We start from the raw sequence: 22,875 nt of genomic DNA, 5'->3' as shown, positions 1-22,875 counted from the left end.
AGACTTTTGTACAATATTAATAGAAGATTAACGGGGCATTAACGCCATGAAGGTGCGGGAAAAGCTTTGAATGCAGTGGTGCTCAGTTAAGGCTTTCTGAGCACGGTGTATAGTGCTTATCTAGCAACGCCGGTGTAATTATGGTGAAGCAGAGTAGAAGGTGGGGAAAAGTCGCGCAGTCGATGATAGCAGGTTTTATGAGCCTGGCAGTATGACACGATAAACACAGAGTCGCGATCGAACTGCCAGACGCGGATATTGTATCTTATTTAATTCTACTTTTTGGGTTCCAAAGGCTCTGACAATATCTCATTTACTGTGAAGGCATTTTTGCCCAAAGTAGTCTTATCGCTCGACATCTCTACATCTATAGTAAAGTAAATATCGTTTATCTGTGTTTTTACCACGTCATTAGAGCTAGGTACGGCCATTGGCTGAGCTACTTCGTCACAGCCTGACATTGTACACTGTTTATCGGTTTGAAAAGCTACGGGCTGTTCGTTGTTCGCCATTACCTCTCTTGCCATCACAGGCTTTTTATCAACACTGGTTTTTACAATAGCGAGGTGAGAAAAACCTTGAGATTTAGCTATCTCAGCGGCCCGATGCAGTGCGTATTGCTGAACGAGATCTGCAGGCGTTTTATCCGTTGCTTTAAAAAGGACTCTAATCTCGTTTTCAGAAAGCTTTTCGCTGGAATAACCGTACGCGGCTTTTGAACTAGCCGATTTATAGGGAGTAGGGGCTGCAATGGGAGAGGATGAGCAACCTGTTATGGCTAAAGCAAAAGTAGCCCCAATTAAGGCCAACTTAATTCGTGATTTTCTATTTATGATTGTATTGCCCATCTCACATACTCCTTAGGTACTGTGATTATTGGAATAATGACATCAACGCCGTTCGGCCTAAAGCCATCATTGCTTGATTACGTTTTGCTTTAGGCTTTGCATCTACTGCACCTTTATAGGCACCAAGTGCCGAAATACCTAACAGAACTTCGGGTTTTCCCATCAGTAACTTACATTGCCTTTTTGCTTGAGTAAGTGCAATGTCTGCGTGATGTTTTTGAGAAAAGTAAGCATGCTCTTTTTGAGCAATATCTTGTATGTTCGATTTAAGAAAAATATTCATAAATACTATCCTTCGTATTAACGAAGCTTTTACGAGCAAATAAGTTAACCAATAACTTTATGCCATGTTCGAATCAGCCGTTGAAAGCTTAAATAATTAAATGCATTTTGAGCAAGTTTAAACAAACCAAATGCTGCAGCGCTATTAAGTACGAGAAGCACAAGAGGTACTACGACATAATGTAGGCCAATGTTGTGCAAAACAGTGCCAATGGCAATGTTCAAAATAAGCCAGCAGACTGTGCCAACCGCAAACGCAGCTAAACAAGCAAAAACAGTTACAAAAAAGCTTTTTTTAATAAGCATTAATTCGCTGTTGGTCAACTCTAAAAACGCAAAGCCTTGCGCTTTTCGCTGAGCAAGTGCTTCTTGTAGTGCTGAGAAAATGTCCGAGAAAGCCGGGTCTGGATATTGCTGTTCGTTTATAGTGGAGCTTGCTGATTTACTCGTATTTAAATTGCGGGAATAAAAATTCGTCTGCGCCCCAGGGGGCGTCAGACGAAACGGATTTTCTTCGCACAGAGTAAATTGTGCTTTGTGAAAATCAGGGGCTTTCATCAAATTACTTCTTGCGTAGTAGTGAAGTTACTAACATACCAGCAGCAAACGCGATACCCGCTGTTGCAAGAGGATTTTCGATTGCATAGTTACGCACTTTTGAAGCTTGCCATTTTTGCTCTGCCAAGCGTTTTCTCTCAGACATACTTTCTGCAGACGATGATGCTGTTTTACGAATATTTTCTTCGGCAATACCCGCACTGTCTGCTAATTTATCGACGGATGCATGAAGAGAATCCTTTAATTGATCCGTCACTGGGTGGCTTGGCTCAGTCACGCCGTTTGCTGTGGTAGATTTTACCGTTTGCGATTTTGCTGATGCTTGTGTAGCCATAATACTCTCCTTAATATTTTGGGTTCAACATAAGAGGTGCAACGCTTATACCAATACTTTAACTTTTTGATTAATAAGAAATATTATGTTTACGACGTGGTTTGGGTAGTGAAAAGTTTGCAAGTCCCACGCACTGAGGTTGCAAACCTTTGTAATATTTTCGCAGTGTCTATGCGGACTGGTATTAGGCTAATGTCGCCCGCTTAGCCTACGACGGATTCTAAGTCATCTTTAGATACAGGCTTAAGGAGTGCGCTGTCTATACCAATAGATTTCATGCTTTCTGTGTCAGCTTCATGTCCGCTTACTATCGTTAGCGATGTGTCAGGAAGTGCTTTCTTCAGCTCAGCTGCAAGGTCATAACCGTTGTAATCGGGTAAGGTTAAATCCATGAGTATGTGGTCAAAACGTTGCTCTTGAGCTGTATTTAATGCATCTACACCACTATACGTAGTTGTAACTGTGTGACCTAAGTGTGAAAGAAACAGCTGTAAAAGCTCCGCCGCATCTTCATCATCTTCAATCACAAGGATTCGCTTGTTAATAACCCCCTTTTCACTCGACTTTTCATCAATGTCTGTCTTTTCGGGGCTGAGTGATGTTACATCTCGCTTGTTTTCATCTTCTGCTGAATAGGGGAGGTGTTTTTCCGGCGCAAACGGTTTGTCCAAAGGCATGTCAGCAACCTGAGCTTCTACGTTTGTAAACGTAACATGGTTACCAGGTGGCAAGTATTGAGAAAGCAAGGTGGCGAGCGCAAACCGGTCGATAGGTTTGCCGATAACATCATTAAACCCTTCTCGAATTAACGACTCTTTGAGTCCCTTCCGGCTGGCGGCTGTTACTGCAATAACAGGAATTTTTTTACCGTGACGGCGTATCGCATGAAGTGCTTCAATACCATTCATAACAGGCATGTGAATATCCATTAGCACCAGGTCGAAAGGTTGATTGTGTTCATCTGCTTCCAACACAGCTTCTAGCGCCTTAACGCCATTTTCAGCATAGCTGATATCCGCCTGTGACTGGCTCACTAAATGTCCGGTAAGCCTGCGTATTTCTCTTAAATCATCAACGATTAACACCCTTCCCGTCACACAGAGGTTGATACTACTTGATTCAACAGGTTGAATTTGCTCAAGCTGAAGGTCAACGAGAGGTTGTGATGAAATATTTCCGGGAGCAATATTAAAAGTAAAGATACTTCCTTCGCCATGTCGAGAAGTAACTGTTATATCTCCACCGAGCTTAGTGACGAGCTCTTTGCATATTGCCAGCCCCAAACCAGCGCCGCCGTGGTTGGCCCGCATTACATCTTCGATTTGTTCGAAAGGTTGAAATATGTTTTCTAGCTTATCAGGAGGCATTCCAATGCCAGTGTCCTCAACCGAGAAACATAAACGCGGCTCGTCTGGGGGCTCTGACGAGGGCACTTCAAGTGAAATCGTTAGCGTAATGCTTCCCTTGTCAGTAAACTTTACTGCGTTCGAGATTAGGTTGAGCAGCACTTGTCGCAGTCGAGTAGGGTCGGTCTTAATAAATTCAGGTATTTTGGTAGTTGAAACAACGTTAAGGCTTAAACCTTTGTCTTTCGCATTTAACCGCATAAGTGAATGGATGTCGGTAAGAAATGCCGATAAATTCACGTCTTGAATATTAAGCTCCAGTTTCTCTGCCATGATACGCGACATATCAAGAAGATCATTCAGCAAACTTAACAGATGCTTACCATTAGAGTGAATAATCGACAGTTCTTGTTGGAAAGGACTGTTGCGCGCGTCATCAATAAGTAGTTCTGTATATCCAAGAATAGAGGTCAGCGGGGTGCGGAGTTCATGACCCAAATGGGCGAGAAATTTGTCTTTCGCCTTGTTTTTTTGCTCAACTTTATTGCGTTCAAGCCGCTCGTTTTCGATGTCACGTCGCACCATTGCATAGCGTATGGTGCGCATAAATCGTGGAGACTCAATTTCAGATTTCTGCAAATAGTCAGCGGCGCCAGCACGCATGACCATTTCATCTACCGTTGCATCGGATTGGCCGGTTAAGATAACCACGGGTAGGCTAAATTGATTTGACTTTAAGACGCCTAAAACATCAATAGCGTTTTCTGCACCTAACAAATAGTCAAGTAAGCACAAATCGAAACTATCAGCTTTAAGTGCTTCCACTGCGTCTAAACTGTTTGTCACCCACGTTAGTTCAAACGAAGGTGACTCACATTGTTCCAGATAATCAGAGGTAAGGAAGTAATCATCTTCATCATCCTCGACTAATAAAACTTTAATAACCTCTGTCATCTAGTTCCCCGACTACTCGTGTGGCAACTCTACGAACTCTATCCAATAGCGTCCGAGCGCGCGCATTAGTTCAACCAGGCCTTCAAAGTTAACCGGCTTGGTTATGTAAGATGCACACCCTAAGTCGTATCCTCGAAGCATATCTTCTTCTTCCTTAGAGGTTGTTAAAATAACAACAGGAATACTTCTAAGTTTTGGATCGTTTTTAAGTTCTTGAAGTGCTTCTCTACCGTCTTTTCTAGGCATATTTAAATCTAACAGAATAAGACTAGGACGTGGCGCAGAAGCGGGGTCTGAGTATTTTCCCTCATGACGCAAAAACTCTAAGAGTTCAACGCCATCTTCAACGCAGAACAAATTGTTTAAAACTCGACTCTCTTTAAGTGCATCAACCGTGAGCAAACGGTCGTCTTCATCGTCGTCTGCCATAAGGATGTTGATAGGTTGGGACTGTTTACGCGTCATTGGTTGTTTCTCCACTATTGTTGTTAGTTCCAAAAGGATCACTGTCTTTTGGCAGTATTATCGAGAATGTTGCACCCTCTCCAGGCTTGCTTATTGCTTTAATTTGCCCATTGTGACGTTCAACTATACGGCGGCAAACAGCTAAACCAATACCGGTTCCTTTGTACTCACTTCTACCGTGTAAACGTTGGAAAGGTGCAAATATTTTCTCCGCAAAGGACTGCTCAAACCCAATGCCGTTGTCAGTTACCGTGATTTTTATCCACTCGTACTCTTCGGAAATGAGGATATCTGATATATCTTCGGGAAGTGCATTGGTTACATTTATCGAAACAATGGGCTTGACGCCTTCACTTTGAAACTTGAGCGCATTGGAAATAAGATTTAAAAACAGCTGTTCAAGTTGCGATTTATCGCCACGAATGACAGGCATATCACTCACATTTATTTCGGCGGATTTTTCATCAATAGCAATTTCTAAATCGTCAATAACGCTGTTTATCGCACGATTAAGGTCAACCTCGCCAAATTCCTTACCACGAGTTGATACGCGCGAAAACGCGAGAAGATCTGATATTAACATTGACATCCGCTCTGCTGCATTGAGCATGCGTGCAAGGTAATCTCTACCTCGTTCGTCTATGACATCGTTATAACCTGACTCTAGCCTATTACCGAACGCACGAATTTTTCTTAGAGGCTCTTGTAAATCATGAGAAGCGACAAAAGCAAAGTCTTCCAGTTCTCTGTTACTCCTTGCAAGTTCCTCAGAAAAAACGCTTAGCTCCTGAGTTCGCTCAGCAATCTTAGTTTCTAGATCCTCATTCACAGACTCAAGATCAGCTTGGTACTTTTCATGTTCCCGAGAGTTAATTTTCAACAGTAAAAATACGGTGATAATCAGAAGCAGAGTAGTGACCGAAGAAATGATTAATGTGTTCACGGAATCGCGTCGTAAGCTCATCAAGTTAGCCAAATGCGTTCCTTGCATGTTTCTCTCAGAACTATCGATTTCACTGAAAAGCGTTTCGAAACGCTTATAGAGGATAATCCCTTTGTCACTTTTTAGGAGATCGATTGCCTCTTGCTCTTTACCTGCTTTTACCAGTTCAACAACTTCAACGACCTCGTTAACCTTGGCTTTTGTCAATAAAAGCAGCTGTTCTATTCTGTCAGTTTGCACTTTAATGTCAGATGAATATGAACTTACTTCTACTTCATCCATGACCTCATTGATAAGGCCCAATGTTTCTGTGTAGTCAGCAAGATATTTTTCATCATCGGTTAGCATGAAGCCTCGTTGACCAGATTCAATTCTGAGCACGGCAACATGTAACCTGTTGACCGCGTTAATTACGCGGTTGGTAGTGAAAAGTCTTGCTTCAAGGGCAGAAAGGTCATTTAAAGTATTTACCACATAAAAAGAATTAGCCGTTATCACAACAATGACAAAAACAACAATAATGATCCAACTGTAAACAGAAGACAGCACTTTAGAAATCATTTAACTAATCCGCAATGTTGTCACCCAAGTCTGAGGTCATTTCAGTAAGGGTGTGGCTGCAGTCTTTCGCACTGCTAATTATTTTGTCTAACGCCGCAATTGCCTTTTCAGGGGCGACGTCTCCGTTTAAAGCCATTTTTACAAGTTCAGCCTGCATTGAAATCCTGTTAAGCGGCTTGCGTGCATCGTGTACGAAAACACTTAGCTTCGAAAATTCCTCGCTAGTCATACCGAATACCTCTTTTTATTCGTCTTTACTTAAATCACCATAGGCATGAAGACGGTTATAAAGCGTTTTAGTGCTGATCCCCAGCATTTCGGCTGCGGTGGTTTTATTGCCGTTCACTTTTTCAAGCGTGGCATAAATGAGTTCTTTTTCTACGTCCTCTATTGTCCTACCTGCCTGTAGCGCAGGGGTAGTACTTTGCTTTTGCGCAAAAGGAGACTCAATCGTTTTAGGAAGCTCAATTTCACTTTTTTCTGGGTCACTCATGATGGCAGCACGGTGAACAAAATGTCTCAATTCGCGAACGTTACCCGGCCAGTCATAGGCTTGTAACGTTTCAAGTTGGCTATCTTCCCAACGATAAATCGAGCCATTGTCTTTGTTGAATTCAGCGATAAAGGTTTTAGCAAGCAGCGGTATATCTTCTTTGCGTTCACGTAGGGGAGGGATAGTAATAGGAAAAACAGCAAGCCTAAAATAAATATCTTCTCGAAGTACCTTACTTTGTGCAATTTCTTCCATAGTGCGGTTCGTAGCCGAAACAACACGACAATTAACCGGAATCGATTTGGTTCCGCCAACGCGAAGTACAACTTTGTTTTCCAATACCCGAAGCAAATTCGGCTGCATATCAATTGGCATTTCTGTAATTTCATCAAGGAAAAGTGTGCCGCCTTCCGCTTGTTCGAATACACCTTCTTTTCTGCCTACAGCACCCGTAAATGCCCCTTTTTCATGACCGAATAATTCGCTTCCAATTAGTTCTTTAGAAAACGCGCCACAGTTTGTAGCGATATAGGGGCCTTCACTTTCAGAGGCGCGATGGATTGCGGCAGCAACCACTTCTTTACCTACGCCACTTTCACCTAGCAGCATAACGTTTGCACTTGTTTTACTGACGCGAGCAATAAGCTTATACAAGTCTTTCATCACCGGCGATTCGCCGATAAGTAAGTCAAAATGCTTCTCTATTTTTGCTTCTTCTGGCTCTTTACTCTTCTTTTTCTGACTTAGAACTGCTTCAATTTCTTCTCGTTGAATAGGTTTAACGAGGTAATCAACAGTCGGCCCACAAAGCCCTTTTATAACGCTCTTTACAGAAGGGTGACCAGTTATTAATGTAACTCGTGGTCGCTTTGGAAGTGCGTCTAATTCATTAAATAGGTGAGCCCCGCTACCATCAGGCAGCATAAAATCTAGTAAAACGTGGTCAAAGGTTTCTTTTTTTAACCAATCTCGCGCTTCTTCTAGTGTTCCGGCAGTAAGTACTTCATGCCCCAAAAATTCAATAATGGTACAGGCAACTTCTGTGAATTCGGCGTCGTCATCAACTAAAAGTACGGTTAGCACGTGGATGTCCCTCTCTTCTATTCCTAATTGGAAAAACTTGGAATTTAATCAATATTATGGTTTTCATAGTTCAGTCATCGCAGCATTACGAAATTTGCTATCGAAAGCTAGACAACTGCATACGTCAATTCTTTATAACTAGGAAAGTTAACTCGGCAGACGAAACAACCCATTCAAACTAGACCGCGTTTGTTGAGTAGTAACCTTTGAAGCTATTCCTATATTTCTAATTTTTGTTATTCGCAAAAACGTTTTATAAAAAGTGAATTTGCAAAAAACATTCCCATGCGCGCGATAGTTGTATTAAGTACCCAATGGCACATTTTTCGCACAGCTTTCATCTAATCATTGTTCGCAATATGGAGTGCTTTGTCTCGAAAATGCGCTTTATATTAGATTTTTAGCGAGGAATTCGTCAAACAGCATACCAGTTCACAGGTAAAGTTAAATCAAAGGATTTGAAAATGTTGGGAAAAACAGCTGAAAGATCAATGACATTATATGAGCTTCTTGGAAGAATGCAGCCCAGAGCTCAACAAGATGTCTTTCATCTTGCTGATTTTTGGAGTGTCTTAGAAAAAAGAGGCTTCGGTCCAATGCTTGCCTTGCCTTCATTTATCGCTTGTACACCTATTGGAGCTATTCCAGGAGTGCCATCTATAACAGGTGTGACGATTTTACTTATCTCTTTGCAAATTTTACTCGGTCAACGTCACCCGTGGCTCCCAGAAAAAGTAATGGAATTACAATGTGACGCCGACCAACTTAGATCGATAGTTGAAAAAGCGAAACCTTATGCGGTACGTATCGATCGATTCTTAGTTCCTCGGTGCTTTTTTATGCGTCAAACGGTTTTTCGATCGTTAATTGCATTGAATTGTATGCTATGCGGTGCGGTGATGATGCCACTGGAACTCATTCCGTTTATGGGTTTAATTCCCGCGTTTGCGGTTTTGATTATGGCAATAGGTATGGCCACTGACGATGGAGCAGTGGCTTTAGTTGGTGTGTCTGTTTCACTTTTAGGTTTTGTTTTAGGTTTTGAACAGCTCAGCGGCATCTTGAGCTAGTAAAGACGTTTAATCCGTACTACTGTCTATGATTAAGTCGGAGGTTGGAAGGTTCATCGTTTGATAACGTAATTCTCCGATAAAAGCGCGAGCCGCAGGACCAAGTGTGTCACCATCCTCAAAAGATAGATAAAGCAGCGCTTTTCTCAACGCAGCATTGTTGTCCAGCGGCAGGGGAACCAAGGTGCCGTCTTCAAGTTTGTTTTTAATAATAGCAATAGGCAACCACGCAAATCCTAAACCCTGCGCAATAACATCTACCGATGTCCTTACATGACTCACTGTCCACCGCTGTTCCGCTCCTAACCAGCCTACGTCAGCCTTACGTTCAGTTGATGAATCTCGAACCACAATCTGACGGTGAGCCTTTAAATCCTCTAACGTGAGTGTCCTACCCAACTGGTGTAACGGGTGGTGGGCGTGTGCGACGGCTACAAACTCGATCTCGCATAGATCTTCACTAAAACCATTTGGAAGGACGAAGGGCGAAATGCCCATATCCACCTTACCGCTGCTTAACAGAGAGTTTGCACCGCTCAATACGGTTTCCTCTAATTCAATACGCAACAAGGGATATTCGTCTGACACTTTTGCGAGAACGTTATATAGCAGTTCCGAAGGAAATATTATATCGACAGCAATACGTAATGTAGTTTCTGTTCCAGCCTGAAGACTGCTTGCCACCGCTTCTAGTTTGTGTGCCTCATCCAGCAAAAAACTAGCGCGACGATACATTAACTCGCCCTGCGGCGAGAGCTGTACTTTTCGTCCAATGTTTTCAAATAATCTGACACCGATAGCGTTTTCTAACTTTTGTACAGCATGATGAACACTTGACTGACTTTTATGTACTTCTACAGCGGCCTGATTAAAACCGCCTGCGTCGACAACGGCTTTGAACATTCGCCACTGTTCTAATGTGGATTTCAGCATGTATCGCTCTTTCTCTTTCTTTTCAGGCTTTTATATCACATGAGTTAATATTGAGTCATTTATCGCTAACTTCGTTAATTGTAGGCACTGAGCACGTTACAACAGATATATTTTCGTAACCTAATTTAGTTAGCTGCTCTGCCGCGAGCTTAGCGCGAACACCTGAGGCACAGTGAATGTAAAGGGGTGTGGATGCATCTTTGAATTGCTCAAGGGCTTTCATTTCGAGAACGCCACGGGGGATGTGTAATGCAGAACGAACGGGTTGTTCATTTACCTCTGCGGCTTCCCTCACGTCAATTAATGTACCTCCATTATTTTCTAACTCATTAAACGCCTGTTCTGCCGTTACAGTTCTAAAGTTAACGTCGATATTTTCTAAACGAGTCTTGATGTCAATGAGCATTTGGTTTCCTTTAAGTTAAGCTGGTGAACAACGCAGGTATTAAGTTTATATTTGTAATTTAGGATAGCAGAACAAGAGTCTTGACTGAAATTCATCGCATAAAATAGCCAATCGGCAATTTGTTTTATACTTTAGTATAATAAAGGGGTAAATTAGCCCAGTTATTTTACAAAAAAGGAAGTGCTTATGTCCGAGGATATGGTTATAGGTTCAAACGCGATAATGGAACATGCCGCAGAAGCTGAAATTTTTCTTAAGCAGTTTGCAAACAAAACGCGCCTTATGGTGCTTTGCTCATTACTCGAAGAGGAAAAGTCGGTTACTGAACTTCTTGATGTTGTCGATGTGTCTCAGCCAGTAATATCGCAGCATCTCGCCTTACTGCGAGAGTCAAAAATGGTAGCCACGCGTAGAGAGGGGCAAACTATCTTTTATCGTTTAGCTGACGAACGGGTTAAACGTTTGATAGCCTTAATGTTCGAATTTTTTTGCAAATGAAGTAAAAATTATCGTAAAAGACCCTCAAAACAATGTCCGTTTAAAGAAACGGACATTGAAAGAGAAAGGCATATCGCCTCATTTATATATTGCTATTAAGGTCACTGCATAGCGTTGCAATGTAACCATCTTCAGAAATCTTATCGTTATCCACTTCAGGTCGATTCATTAGTTCATCTTGGCTCAGATTCACGCTAACGTGATGAGCTGCCCAGTCGATGTTTTTGATATCGCTAGGTAATAACGCTAAATGCTTCCCGCCAGGTAGCCAGTTGTTTGTATCAACCACCAGAAGTACGATTTTCCAACTGCGCGTATCAATAATAAAATTACTAATATGACCTACATTGTCAGATGTCGTAGCAACTTCATATCCTCCAACTTCTCCCACCGCGCGTAAATGATTTGATGTTTTTTGAGGGTGAACAGTATCGGACTCCTCGGCATGCTGTAGTTCAACTAACTCATCGGGGTGGGCAAATTCGCCCCAAGCTCCGGGGCCTATCCAGTAGTAACCGTAGCCAAAGTACTTAAAAAGGTTCTCTTCGTACTCGCGAGAGACAGGTTTATGCTCGTCAATTGAAGGGCTATTCTTGAGTGTATCGACAGTCATATTAATATGAACTGTTTCATCTTCACAGGCTAACTGCTTGACCGAAATAGGGGATATCACGACTTTGCGGCTGAGGGGGAGCCAGGTATTAGTGTCCGCCACTAGATAGCGAACGGTGAAGGTTTCATCATCAAAAAGGATGTCGCGAATACCGCCCACTTTGTCATCAAGTGCATGAATAGAAAAGTGAGTAAGCTGTTTCGAACTAATAACCATCGTTGCGCCTCCTTTGCATGGGCTGGTTTAATCAGAGCAATAAAACCTAACACGGGCTTTTTTGCTCATCTTTAATCTAACTGTAGACATTCCTTAACGTTTCTCAATTTTGTTCTTTCCATAACTTGATTGAGATCATTTAAAGCTCAAACAAAAAAGCTCGCCATGGCGAGCTCTTTTGATCAGTCTATACTTTTTACGCAACGTCGAACTCGTCGTCTGAGTAGTCGTCATCGTAATCCGACTGATTACTTGCGCTACTGTGCAACGTATAAAAATGTTTTTTGCCTCTTGCAAGTCTGACGTACTTTGCCCACGCCTTCTCCATGTTATTGCTTGCTTCAACCTTACCACTAATAAAGTCAACAAAATGCGCTTCATCGTCACTTTCTGGTTTAAGTTCGCCACTCTCAAGTCCCAGCAGGGTTTTACCGTATGTGGTGAGAAGATCTGCTTCAGCAATGCTGAAGTCACCGGACTTACGAAATCCATAGGGAAACTTCAAACGGTCAATGTAAGGTTTTGCTGATGGTCTAATAGCTAAACTTTTCATAATGTACCCAACGTAATGTTTTGTTCAGCGCTCTTGTATGACAATTGAAAAGCAAGATAAAACAAAAGTTTTTTTTCTTATCAACAAAAAATTTTTAACTGAAGATAAATTCAAAAACTATGCGAGATAAAATAAGCGATAAATTGCTATTGGTGACTTGTAAAGTGATGTTCTTGTTCTTCTATGTTATTGAATAATAAAGAATATAACTTTTTCTGTTTTGTTTTTAGGTGATAGCAGATAAACGTTCTATCGATAGCTTTTGGTGACGGTAGATTTTTCAAAAACTACTCCATTTAGTCATCAAAAATTATTATCGCTACGATGATAAATTTTCGTTTTTCATTTTTACGCTTACGTTAATAATTAAGGTGTGTTAACAACTTAGAGAAAGCAATGAGCAAAGACTATCGTTACCAGCGTGAAGAATGGGACTCGGTAGAAGACGAAGGTTCTTACGCAAAGAAAACTAACGCTAAGCGTCAAAGCAGCGTCAAAGTTAAACAAAAGCGTGACCTACAACGTCGTGATAAACAGCGTCGTCTGCACCAAGAAGAATATTAATTCTACTAGTTGGTGAAAATTTGATTAAGCGTACCGTTTGTAACGGTGCGCTTCTGTGCTTTTGTGTTTACTTGCCGTATCATCTATGTCAATTTAGACACACTTTGATTCGGTTGTACAACAAGCATGGACATACGCTTCCTTACCACCTTTATAGAGGTGGCCAAAACTCGTCACTTTGGTAAAGCCGCAGAAAATCTTTACCTCACACAATCTGCAGTCAGTGCACGTATAAAGCTTCTTGAAGAATACTTTCATACCACGTTGTTCATCAGGCAAAGAAATAGTATCCAGCTTACGCAATCCGGAGAAAAGCTCCTGCCTTATGCGAAACAGCTTTGTGCAACACTAAACGAGGCTAAACAGGAATTACAAATTCAGTCGTCTGAATATGTAGTATGTGGCGCCACGCAATTAGCCAGTGAACTGTTGTTACCCCAAATGTTGAGTCACTTGCATAATGCCTTTCCGGATTGGTCGGTCAAAGCGGAAGTGCTTACGCTTGACACCTTGTCTCGTCAAATGCACGAACGCGTTACAGATTTGTCTTTTTCTACCGAACCGTTAAAGTCAGAAGAAGTGAATAGCACAGTGTTGCTAGAGCATGAACTTGCTCTGTATAGAGTCGGAGAGGGACGGGAAACCATAGATGCCGCCGATTTTGTTGCCATCGACTGGGGCGCCAAAGCAAGAGACTGGCTACTTACGACCTATCCACAATTACGAGATGCTAAATTAAGAACAAACTCTTTGAATTTAGCGTTAAACAACCTTCAAAGCGAAGGCGGTGTTGCTGTTTTACCCACGAATGTTCAAACCCAATTACCTGAAAATGTAAATCTTACGAAAATTAAAGTATTGGAAAACGTATCACTGAAAGTATACGTACACAGCATGAAGCAAGTAAGAAGAGTAGGTCTAACAGAAATAATAGACAGTGTGTCCACTGCAAATTAATCGTTAATTAGACAATAACTCTGAATACACAGAATGTGGCAATCGAGCCAATTAAAACGAGAATTTTATGCCAAATATACATCCATTGTTAGAAAAAAGTGCTGCTCAGCGATTAGACGCCAGTTTAGCTATTATTAAAGCCGAACAACGATTATTCATTCTCAAAGATGAGCATGGATGTGTGATGCTAACTACGGATGAAGAGGATGGCGTACCAATTTGGCCTGAATCTGAACTTGCATTATTGTGGGCGACAGAGGATTGGGCTCACTGTGAGGCGATGGAGCTTACTACCCAAGAGTTTTTAACTAAATGGGTTCCGGGTATGACCCAAGATGAGCTTATGGTCATCGTGTGTCCTGTACCTGCCGAAGAAGGTGAGGTAATAACGCCTGAAGATTTTGCAGAGTATTTATAACCTGTGATCTCAGAAGCAGATGTGCCGGTAAACAATTATTAGGAATAAAAGGAGACAATATGTTTACTGAGCAACCCACGATGAATAGTCTGTTTAGTCAACTTGGCCTAGGAAGTTCAGACGAAGAAATCGCTGAATTTTTTGAAACACACCGAGGACTGAATAAGAGTCAACATCTACATGAGGCTCCTTATTGGAACGAGAGTCAGTCTGCGTTTTTAAAGGATGCAATTGTTGAGGATGCAGCGTGGGCTGAAGTCATTGACCAGCTGAATGCCGAGTTACATGAGTAGTCGTGTTTTTGATATCAGAATTTATCCTCGCTAAGTAATCAAATTTAATTAAAGGTAGTGTTAATTTGTTGCAACCAACAGCGGACGACTTGTGGTTTGTTCCCCTAGGAGGGACCGGAGAGATTGGGATGAATCTTAATCTCTATGGCCACAATGGGCAGTGGCTGATGGTAGATTGCGGTGTCTCTTTCGATGAACCCTTGATACCGAGTTACAAAATCAAAAGGACTCATGGAGAAGGTAGCAAAGCAGGGACTACTCACCGAGTTGTCGCTCCCGACCCTTCTTTCATTGCTAGTCAAAAGGAGTCGCTGGCAGGTATTGTTATTACTCATGCTCACGAAGACCACGTAGGTGCAATCCCTTATCTATGGGAGAGATTTCAAAAGCCAATTTACACTACGCCTTTTACCGCTGAAGTACTCCGACGAAAACTCGCTAAAAGTAAATTGGCAAACCTTATTCCGATTGTTGAGGTTGACGCTGGCGATATCCGTCAAATTGGGCCATTTACAGTAAACTGGCTGGCGATTACCCACTCTCTGCCTGAGCCTTTTGCATTGAAAATATCCACACCAGTGGGGACCGTTCTACATACTGCTGATTGGAAAATTGATGCCAACCCTATTACCGGTACACCGTTTGACGTAAACCTTTACAAACAGCTTGGAAAAGAGAACATACTTGCGCTGGTAGGTGATTCTACTAACGCGACAAAACCTGGTTTCTCCATTTCCGAGCGCAACTGTTATGATGGATTACTCAGCACCATTTTACCCCTCAAAGGCAGGGTCGTTGTTGGATGCTTTGGTAGTAATATCGCGCGCCTTATTTCTTTAGCGAGGGTGGCGAAAAAAACGCAACGTTACATGGGGCTTTATGGGCGTTCACTATTAAACATGTACGGCATCGCTAAGCAGCAGGGGATTTGGCCTGACGACTTGCCAATTGCCGATGCGCAACATCTCGGCTATTTACCGCCACATGAGGTGCTTGCTGTGGCTACGGGTAGCCAAGGCGAGAAAAATACAGCGCTTGCAAGGCTAGCTAAAGATAATCACCCCCATCTTCAGGTCGAGAAGGGCGATACGGTGCTGTTCTCTTCTATAGTGATCCCAGGCAACGAGAAAAGCGTTGAGCGTTTAAGTAAATCACTGACAGATAAAGGAGTGACAGTGATTCATAGTGAAGACAGTTCTCTACCTATTCACGCTAGCGGTCACCCTTGTGAAGAAGAGCTCAAGCTTATGTATCACTGGGTAAAACCGAAGATTTCTATTCCTGTTCATGGCGAACACCTCCATCTTTCTGCTCATGCCAACATTGCGAAAGAGAGCGGTGTTTTAAAACATTATGTGGGGCAAAATGGTGATTTATATAGGCTAGCACCACAGCCTAGTATTAGACGTCAAATTGTTCCGACAGGTCGTATTCCCGTTCAACAAGATTAATGGTACCGAGTCGTTTATATACCTAAACTTAAAATAAAGGTAAAACGTTTCACTCAATTCGTAAAATAAATATCTTTTTTATCAACGTGATATCGCAATACTTTTGTGTTAAAAACCTGTGTACGGATGCTGCCCATGCTTAAAACATTCTGTTACACTGAAATGAATAATAATAAATCTTACCGAACGACCCTTATTCGATGCGAAGTTTCTTTTATTTGTTTCTGTTTCTTTTTGTTGTGGGATGGCAGGCGGCAGCGTCACCTCGATTATCCAATCCGGTTTTTCAATCGCTTTCGACAAAAAACGGTTTGCCTCAGGACATCGTTAACGACATAGTCCTCAGTGAAGACGGGTTTGTTTGGATAGCCACAGAAGGCGGGTTAGTTCGATGGGATGGCGTGCGTGCCAAACGAGTAGAAGGCCCTAATAATTCCATAGTTGATGCCTCAATTTACAAGCTCTCATTAAAGGGAAAAGAATCATTATGGTTTAGCGTTTACGGTAGAGGTGTTTTTTATTTAGATTTGGCAACTCAGAAGATTGAACAGATAGAGCCTACGAGTTATAGAGATATAAAAAGCTATGTTCAGCACGCAGAAAGCTTTCACTGGCAAAGTGAGAATCAAATAATCATCGCACTTGCAGAAGAAGTGCAGAGATTCAATACCCAGACCAACACACTCGAGACAGTAGCACGACTTCCTGACAAGTTTCTCGATAACAATCAGAGTATTCGTGCTGCGATTACCATAGACGACACGCTTCTTATTGCTACCACATCAGGTGTTTTCACTAAAGATGTAAACAACCCATCTCAATCGCTTAGCGAGCTTAACTATTTGGGCGAAATACCAGAAAATCTTGACAATTATAACGCCAAGTTTTTGATGGTAGATAACCAAGATAGGGTTTGGATCACAACGGTTCAGGGCGTTTTTGTTGCAGAGAAAACAAATTTCCTCGCGCAGTTACAAGGCAAGAAAGAAGGAGCTTTCACTCAAGCTGTATCCGATAGAAATGTTTGGACTATGGTGCAACACAAATCCGACGGATTTTGGATGGGTACGAATAAAGGGCTCTACGAATTAAATAAGACAGCTAACGGATGGCAGTATGAACACATCTTGGAGCCGCACAATGGGTCGACCGAGATATCAAATAAAAAGATATCAGCCATCGCAAAAGACGAATCTGGAAACCTTTGGCTTAGCTCTGTTTACGCGGGTGCGCTTTATTTTGGTACCAAAAGTGCTGATATCTTTTCAATACAGAATACGCGAACTGGAAGTGGCGACGTTCTTACGAGTCATGTGATATGGGCCCTAGCCGAAACACAGCCTAATGAACTGTGGCTAGGCACAGAGAATGGCCTCAATCGTTACAATTTAACGTCTAGAGAGTCCAACAAATATCTTTTTTCAGAATCTGAGCTTGCGTCTATGGGAGATGGTGCAATCGACCGCATCATTCCACTGTCTGATGGAAGACTCTTAATTCAATCCTACAATGGGATTCGACTTTTTGACCCAAAAACCGGTAAGTCGAAACGACCAGCTATTTTAAACGGTGGAGAGCCCTCTATTTTCGACGCTTACGCGCCAGGCGCAATGCTAGCAAGTGATGGCCAGCTTTACTTCATCGGGGCTTCCGATTTTATAAGGTACGACATTGAACAAAAACGTATTTCTACTTTAGAGCTCGACCCCCGAGTATTTGATATTAATTTTTCATTCGGTTTTCTAGGGGAGTCTCCCCATCATGACAATAGGCTGTTCCTCGCAACCGAAGGCGGCCTTTGGTTGATTGACCCTAAAACCTCCGGTCATGAACTTGTTTACAGATTTTCAGAGCTTCAACGGGCCAGAGACCGCTCTATAGGTTCCTGGGTTATCGATGATATGGGCGTGTTATGGCTTGCTTACAGTGGTGTAGGCCTTATTGGAATAGATGCCGACACCTTCGAGCCGCTGTACAATTTAGATGACTCCAATATTTTACTTTCCAATATTGTGTATGGCCTTCAAAAAGATGAGTCTGGGAAGATATGGTTTAGTTCTCATAAGGGCTTGCACAGGTATGATCCTTCAACTAGCCAAATAAAGAATTTCATCTACGGTCGTGAGTTGAGTGTGTCTGAATTTAATCAGGGAGCGTCACTCAAGCTCAATGATGGTCGGCTTGTTTACGGCTCTACAAGCGGCGCGGTCGTATTTTCACCGTCACAGTTAGAAAACTTAGAGACTGGAAAAAGTCTGCTAAGTAAGCAGACGGCGATTACCGAACTTTCTGTAGACAATAGAGCGCTTCCACAACCTCTTGCGAACTTAAATGGGCACCATTTTAACTTAGGCTATGAAGACTATGGCTTAACTATCCATTTTTCAGCACTTACTATGTCTGGTGTCGGGAAGGTAAAATATTACTATAAATTGCTTAACGGGGAGCAAACCGTGACAGAAGGCGTTACGGAAGATGCAAAAATTACTATCGCCAATATAGAGCCTGGCGACTACGTGTTCTCCGTCGTACCTACACCGGGAAGCTTCGACTTCAATGTCACTCCTGCTGAAGTTACTCTTTCCATGCCTTATGCGCCACTTCGTTCACCGCTGGCTTACACGATATACGCATTACTTATTATTGGTCTTTTGATCGCTTATTTGTTATCGCGTCAGCGTCAGCTATTCAGGTTACAAAAAGCCCAGCAACAGGTGACTTTGTTCAGTGATGCATTCAGGCAAACTCGCGACTGGGTTTTAATCTTTGATAAAGATAAGCGGCTTGTTGCAGCGAACCCAGCATTTGAGCAGGTGTTTGGATTTAACAGTAAGGAACCTTTACCCAAACAGCTAGCGAAACTTTATTTGCGCTATCCGAATTTGAACAGGCATCTTTCTGGAAAATTGCCAGAGATGCAGGGTGGTGATTTTTGGAAAGATGAAGCCACAATAGATGGTGCCGACGGAAAACGCTACGATGTTTTAATCGATATTACAGCGGTAAGTGGTGAAACTTATGATGCTGATCACTACCTCATTGTTATATCGGACATCACAGAGCAAAAAAATGCGGAGCGCAAACTCTTAAAAATTGCGACCTATGATAGTCTGACAGGCTTGGTAAACCGGCCACTCCTCTTAGATAGGTTAGAGCATGCTATTGGCTTGGCGCGCCACAACGCCCACCGTGTAGCCGTAATGTTTGTAGACTTAGATCGTTTTAAGGGAATTAACGACTCGCTAGGTCACGATTATGGCGATAAGTTGCTACGTATTGTAGCAAACAGAATGAGAAACCTTGTGGCCGAGTCGGGAACTGTTGCACGACTTGGTGGTGACGAGTTTGTGATCGTAATTGAAGAAGTTAGTAATGACGACGATTTAAGTCCATTTGTTTCGCAAATTATCGAGTCGGTCGAAACGCCAATTTCATTAGCAGAAGAGGTCCTTCGAGTGTCTTGCAGCATTGGCGTGGCATTTTATCCGGAGGACGCCTCAGAACCCGCTGAACTGATAAAGCAGGCGGATGTTGCGATGTATACGGCTAAAAAAGATGCGCTGAGCGGTTTTACGTACTTTACGAGCGACATGAACGAACGAGCAAAAAACCGACTTCAGCTAGAAAACAAGGTAAAACGCGCGTTCTCAGAAGACGGCTTCTTTAACAATTATCAGCCCATTATTGATTCGAGATACAACACGACTGTTGGCGTAGAGCTATTGTTGAGGGGAAGGCTGAACGATGAGCCGTTATACCCAGATCAATTCATTCCCGTGCTAGAAGAGCTCAAATACATAATTGAAGTTACACGCAGAGCGATGCGAAGAGCTGCTGAAGACTTGTCCTCATGGTATGAGCAAGGTTTTGAAGGATATGTTTCAATTAATCTGTCGGCATTGCATTTTAAAACCGAGTTCGATGTGGCGGGCGTTTTGAATTTACTTGGTGAGTTTGGGTTACCAAAGGAAGCATTCCGTTTTGAAATCACAGAAGGCGTATTGATGGACGATAGCGACAACGCGCTTAGGCAAATTCAACGTTTTGTTAACGAAGGTTTTGTACTAGCACTGGATGATTTTGGAACAGGGTATTCATCGCTCAGTTACCTAAAACGCTACCCGCTGTCTGTATTAAAAATTGATAAGAGCTTTGTTAATGAAATGGCGCCTGGTAACGCAAATGAAGCATTAGTGACTACCACTATCACACTTGCCAGCAATTTGAAGATGACGTGTATAGCCGAAGGCGTTGAAACAAAAGCGCAGGTTAACGAATTAAAATCAAAGTCGTGTTTTCTACACCAAGGCTATTTTTACGCGAAGCCATGTTCGGGCCAAGAGATTATTCCGCTTTTGTTTAAGTCATGGTAAAAAATTTTGTGGGTTTTGCCTAGATTACCTATAAAAATTAAAAAGCCTTAACTATAAGGAAACTAAATTCAGCGCTCAAAGTGTTGTTATTCATCGCAAATAATGTAAACGCTTGTTTAAAAGGCTTGTTTTTCAATTAAAAATAGGGCTTATTAGAAGTCTGTGAAATCATTGTAAAAATGATCTACATTATAACAACATATGAGTGACTTATGCCGCTAGACATGACAGCAAATACTACGGAAGTAATAACATCGCCATTGAGTATGTTGTACCACTGGGAAAAAAGCCGAGGGGACGACGTATTTCTTACTCAACCAATAAAGGGTGAATATCACGATTTCACTTGGAAGCAAGTGGCTGAACAGGCTCGAAAAGTCGCTGCACGTCTTCGTGAAATGAATTATCCTGCTGGCAGCCGTATAGGCATTTTTTCAAAGAACTGCGCAGAGTGGTTTATCGTTGACCTTGGCATAATGATGGCCGGTCACATTTCTGTTCCAATATTCTCCACAGCCGGGCCAGATACCGTTCAATACGTGTTAAAACATGCAGACGTACAGCTTTTATTCGTTGGCAAACTAGACAATACTGCAGAACAGGTTGCTTCTATTCCTGCCGAGTACCTAACCGTTGCTTTCCCGTATCCTAATATCGCTACCAAACAGCAATGGGATGAATTCATGGATATTGCGCCTATTGATGATTCGCCGGTTCACGACATGAACGATATCATGACCATTATCTATACGTCGGGCAGCACAGGCCAGCCAAAAGGCGTCGTTCATAGCTACAACACTGCATGTTGGGCGGCCCGTCGATCGTTAGATCAGTTGGGTATAAATCAAGATGATCGCACCATGAGTTACCTGCCGCTCGCACACATCACTGAGAGAGTGCTTGTTGAGCTTTCAAGCTATTACAGCGGCGGGAAAATCCACTTTGTTGAAGATTTGGCTACCTTCCAGCGTGACGTTGGTCACTGTCAGCCAACCTTGTTCATCTCGGTTCCTCGCCTGTGGACGAAGTTCCAAATGGGCGTGTTGGCGAAGATGCCACAGAAGAAGCTAGACACACTGCTGAAAATTCCAATTTTGAATAAGATTGTAGCGAAGAAAATTCGTAACGGCTTAGGAATTAACAATGCCCGCTTATGGGCTAGTGGCTCGGCGCCACTTGCACCAGCGGTAATAGAATGGTTTGCCAAAATAGGGATCAATATTTCCGAAGGTTGGGGTATGACCGAGAACAGCGCTTATGGTACAGGTAGCGTTCCATTCCGCCACGATAAAATAGGATGTATCGGTAAGCCGTACGATGGCGTTGACATTCGTACTTCTGAAGAGGGCGAAATTCAGGTTAAGTCGCCATGCAATATGTTGGAATATTATCTCGAGCCAGAAAAAACTGCCGAAGTCTTCACTGACGATGGTTACTTGCGAACCGGTGATAAAGGCGTTATCGATGCTGACGGCTACGTTAAAATTACGGGCCGTTTGAAAGATATATTTAAGACGGCTAAAGGCAAGTATGTGACGCCTGCGCCTATTGAAGCTAAGTTTATGGAAAACCCAATTGTGGAACAGGTGTGCGTTACGGGAACGAATCTACCTCAGCCTGTTGCTTTATTGGTGTTAAGCGAAGAGGCCCAGAAAAAAGATAAATCGGGAATTGAAGCAAGTCTTAAGAAAACCTTCGACGCTATCAACGCTAAGCTGGAAAGTCATCAGGTTATGGATCGTGTGGTAGTGATGAAAAACGAATGGAGCATTGAAAACGACCTGCTTACGCCAACATTAAAAGTAAAGCGTCACGTATTAGAAGAGCGTTTCGAAGATATTATCCAGGGTAACTACAGTGACAAATTAGTGTGGGTTGATGCGTAGACGTGCTAACTAGCTCAATCGGATTTGATGAACATCAAAAAGCTCTGTCATAGACAGAGCTTTTTTCTTGAACGCTCAGTTAACAGCTGCTTTATCGTGTTAAACGAAATGCAACCACGCTCAAGAAGGGTAGCGAGCGCGTAAACCTTCATAAACCAGGTCGCTAAACTCAGGCTTAGTTAAGTCAAGTGCGTCCATAACTTCTACTAAATGCTCGTTATCTTCACGGCCTTCCCATACTTTTACGTAAGTCCCATCCTTGTAACCATTATCTTGGCGGAAAAAATTAAGTACATTCTTACCTACGTATTGACGATACAGTTCGTCGGCCGACATGTCGCACTGACTTACAATGAACATAAATAGGGGAACACTAAAGCGCTTAGCGGCACAGAGCCCAGTCATCAACTCTAAATTATCAAGAAGCGACTGATTTGATGCGTCATAGTCTTTACCGTCAAACGCAACTAAGGCGTTGCCACTTGCCAGTTCAGAGGCAATGCTTTTAGCAGATTCCTCAATATTGCCTTTGTATTCAATAATGCAGGCGCTTAATGCAAAATGCCAAATATCAACTAACTCCATTTGAAGTTGAGGCAAATCTTTCTGCTGCGCCTTCCACCATTTCCAGCCGTGATGCTCGATAGCCTCAACCGACTCGACCATTGCCGCACGAAGGTAGCCATAACCTGCGTTCAGCCAGTCTGGGTTTACTTTTGCGTTCATTTTATCTTGAAGAGAAAGCATGGTGGCGAGTTGTTGCGCGGTTAACATTGT

23 protein-coding genes are annotated in these 22,875 nt (G+C 42.5%); 9 read left to right on the top strand and 14 right to left on the bottom strand.

The features are described from left to right. Window positions 1-275: 275 nt before the first annotated feature. From ACM0P2_RS11980 to ACM0P2_RS11940, 9 genes are all read right to left on the bottom strand, one after another. The gene (locus ACM0P2_RS11980) at window positions 276-848 is read right to left on the bottom strand and encodes a CC0125/CC1285 family lipoprotein (protein WP_159117649.1); all 573 of its coding nucleotides are present in this window, start codon (window positions 846-848) and stop codon (window positions 276-278) included. Window positions 849-873: 25 nt separating this feature from the next. After that, the gene (locus tag ACM0P2_RS11975) at window positions 874-1,131 is read right to left on the bottom strand and encodes a hypothetical protein (RefSeq protein ID WP_159117650.1); all 258 of its coding nucleotides are present in this window, start codon (window positions 1,129-1,131) and stop codon (window positions 874-876) included. A 44-nt stretch (window positions 1,132-1,175) separates the two neighbouring features. Next, window positions 1,176-1,688 (bottom strand): hypothetical protein, encoded by a 513-nt coding sequence (locus tag ACM0P2_RS11970; RefSeq protein ID WP_419226638.1) that lies wholly within the window; start codon window positions 1,686-1,688, stop codon window positions 1,176-1,178. Between the two features lie 4 nt (window positions 1,689-1,692). Beyond that, window positions 1,693-2,022, bottom strand: a complete 330-nt coding sequence (locus tag ACM0P2_RS11965) for a DUF883 domain-containing protein (RefSeq protein ID WP_105929716.1) — start codon at window positions 2,020-2,022, stop codon at window positions 1,693-1,695. Between the two features lie 203 nt (window positions 2,023-2,225). Then, window positions 2,226-4,322 (bottom strand): response regulator, encoded by a 2,097-nt coding sequence (locus tag ACM0P2_RS11960; protein WP_419226637.1) that lies wholly within the window; start codon window positions 4,320-4,322, stop codon window positions 2,226-2,228. A gap of 12 nt (window positions 4,323-4,334) precedes the next feature. Further along, a complete protein-coding gene (locus ACM0P2_RS11955) occupies window positions 4,335-4,787 on the bottom strand; it encodes a response regulator (RefSeq protein ID WP_105929714.1) in 453 nt (150 codons plus the stop codon). Beyond that, entirely contained in the window at window positions 4,777-6,291 is a 1,515-nt protein-coding gene (locus ACM0P2_RS11950; RefSeq protein ID WP_159117653.1) for a sensor histidine kinase, read from the bottom strand. Before ACM0P2_RS11950 ends, ACM0P2_RS11955 begins: the two co-directional genes overlap by 11 nt. A 4-nt stretch (window positions 6,292-6,295) precedes the next feature. Then, entirely contained in the window at window positions 6,296-6,520 is a 225-nt protein-coding gene (locus ACM0P2_RS11945) for a hypothetical protein (protein ID WP_159117654.1), read from the bottom strand. Window positions 6,521-6,535: 15 nt separating this feature from the next. Then, window positions 6,536-7,867, bottom strand: a complete 1,332-nt coding sequence (locus tag ACM0P2_RS11940; protein ID WP_105929711.1) for a sigma-54-dependent transcriptional regulator — start codon at window positions 7,865-7,867, stop codon at window positions 6,536-6,538. 464 nt (window positions 7,868-8,331) lie between these two features. Between ACM0P2_RS11940 and ACM0P2_RS11935 the strand changes: the two genes are divergently transcribed. Continuing rightward, window positions 8,332-8,937, top strand: a complete 606-nt coding sequence (locus ACM0P2_RS11935; RefSeq protein WP_419226636.1) for an exopolysaccharide biosynthesis protein — start codon at window positions 8,332-8,334, stop codon at window positions 8,935-8,937. A gap of 9 nt (window positions 8,938-8,946) precedes the next feature. Here ACM0P2_RS11935 and ACM0P2_RS11930 read toward each other — a convergent pair whose 3' ends face one another. Together ACM0P2_RS11930 and ACM0P2_RS11925 are read right to left on the bottom strand one after the other, a co-directional pair. Then, window positions 8,947-9,870: a LysR family transcriptional regulator gene (locus ACM0P2_RS11930; protein ID WP_419226635.1), complete on the bottom strand. Its 924-nt coding sequence runs from the start codon at window positions 9,868-9,870 to the stop codon at window positions 8,947-8,949. A gap of 55 nt (window positions 9,871-9,925) precedes the next feature. Further along, entirely contained in the window at window positions 9,926-10,276 is a 351-nt protein-coding gene (locus ACM0P2_RS11925) for a rhodanese-like domain-containing protein (RefSeq protein ID WP_120959019.1), read from the bottom strand. A gap of 186 nt (window positions 10,277-10,462) precedes the next feature. Here ACM0P2_RS11925 and ACM0P2_RS11920 point away from each other — a divergent pair, with 186 nt between their 5' ends. After that, on the top strand, window positions 10,463-10,774 hold the full coding sequence (locus ACM0P2_RS11920) for an ArsR/SmtB family transcription factor (RefSeq protein ID WP_105929707.1): 312 nt from the start codon (window positions 10,463-10,465) through the stop codon (window positions 10,772-10,774). An 82-nt stretch (window positions 10,775-10,856) separates the two neighbouring features. Here ACM0P2_RS11920 and ACM0P2_RS11915 read toward each other — a convergent pair whose 3' ends face one another. Further along, window positions 10,857-11,603 carry a PRC-barrel domain-containing protein gene (locus ACM0P2_RS11915; protein ID WP_159117658.1) on the bottom strand — a complete coding sequence of 249 codons (747 nt, stop codon included), beginning with the start codon at window positions 11,601-11,603 and terminating at the stop codon, window positions 10,857-10,859. A gap of 196 nt (window positions 11,604-11,799) precedes the next feature. After that, the gene (maoP, locus tag ACM0P2_RS11910; RefSeq protein ID WP_105929705.1) at window positions 11,800-12,156 is read right to left on the bottom strand and encodes a DUF413 domain-containing protein; all 357 of its coding nucleotides are present in this window, start codon (window positions 12,154-12,156) and stop codon (window positions 11,800-11,802) included. Between the two features lie 396 nt (window positions 12,157-12,552). Here maoP and ACM0P2_RS11905 point away from each other — a divergent pair, with 396 nt between their 5' ends. The 7 genes from ACM0P2_RS11905 (at window position 12,553) to ACM0P2_RS11875 (ending at window position 22,098) form a co-directional block, all read left to right on the top strand. Further along, the gene (locus tag ACM0P2_RS11905; protein ID WP_167390606.1) at window positions 12,553-12,720 is read left to right on the top strand and encodes a hypothetical protein; all 168 of its coding nucleotides are present in this window, start codon (window positions 12,553-12,555) and stop codon (window positions 12,718-12,720) included. Window positions 12,721-12,846: 126 nt separating this feature from the next. Continuing rightward, window positions 12,847-13,677, top strand: a complete 831-nt coding sequence (locus ACM0P2_RS11900) for a LysR family transcriptional regulator (RefSeq protein ID WP_159117659.1) — start codon at window positions 12,847-12,849, stop codon at window positions 13,675-13,677. Window positions 13,678-13,744: 67 nt separating this feature from the next. Next, complete coding sequence (locus ACM0P2_RS11895; RefSeq protein WP_105929703.1) at window positions 13,745-14,095, top strand: DUF2750 domain-containing protein; 351 nt, start codon at window positions 13,745-13,747, stop codon at window positions 14,093-14,095. A gap of 59 nt (window positions 14,096-14,154) precedes the next feature. Continuing rightward, on the top strand, window positions 14,155-14,388 hold the full coding sequence (locus ACM0P2_RS11890) for a DUF2789 domain-containing protein (protein ID WP_014949810.1): 234 nt from the start codon (window positions 14,155-14,157) through the stop codon (window positions 14,386-14,388). 65 nt (window positions 14,389-14,453) lie between these two features. After that, window positions 14,454-15,839 carry a ribonuclease J gene (locus ACM0P2_RS11885; RefSeq protein WP_419226634.1) on the top strand — a complete coding sequence of 462 codons (1,386 nt, stop codon included), beginning with the start codon at window positions 14,454-14,456 and terminating at the stop codon, window positions 15,837-15,839. A 200-nt stretch (window positions 15,840-16,039) separates the two neighbouring features. Further along, window positions 16,040-20,212 (top strand): EAL domain-containing protein, encoded by a 4,173-nt coding sequence (locus ACM0P2_RS11880; protein WP_419226633.1) that lies wholly within the window; start codon window positions 16,040-16,042, stop codon window positions 20,210-20,212. 212 nt (window positions 20,213-20,424) lie between these two features. After that, window positions 20,425-22,098, top strand: a complete 1,674-nt coding sequence (locus ACM0P2_RS11875) for an AMP-binding protein (protein WP_419226632.1) — start codon at window positions 20,425-20,427, stop codon at window positions 22,096-22,098. 120 nt (window positions 22,099-22,218) lie between these two features. Here the strand turns inward: ACM0P2_RS11875 and ACM0P2_RS11870 are convergent, their stop codons facing one another. Next, window positions 22,219-22,872 carry a dUTP diphosphatase gene (locus ACM0P2_RS11870; protein ID WP_419226631.1) on the bottom strand — a complete coding sequence of 218 codons (654 nt, stop codon included), beginning with the start codon at window positions 22,870-22,872 and terminating at the stop codon, window positions 22,219-22,221. Between the last annotated feature and the right edge of the window lie 3 nt (window positions 22,873-22,875).

The sequence above is a fragment of the Alteromonas sp. OM2203 genome (genome assembly GCF_048517045.1).
Classification (GTDB): Bacteria; Pseudomonadota; Gammaproteobacteria; order Enterobacterales; family Alteromonadaceae; genus Alteromonas; species Alteromonas gracilis.
The sequence above is the reverse complement of the archived record's forward strand: the minus strand, read 5'-3'. Positions and strand labels throughout refer to the sequence as shown.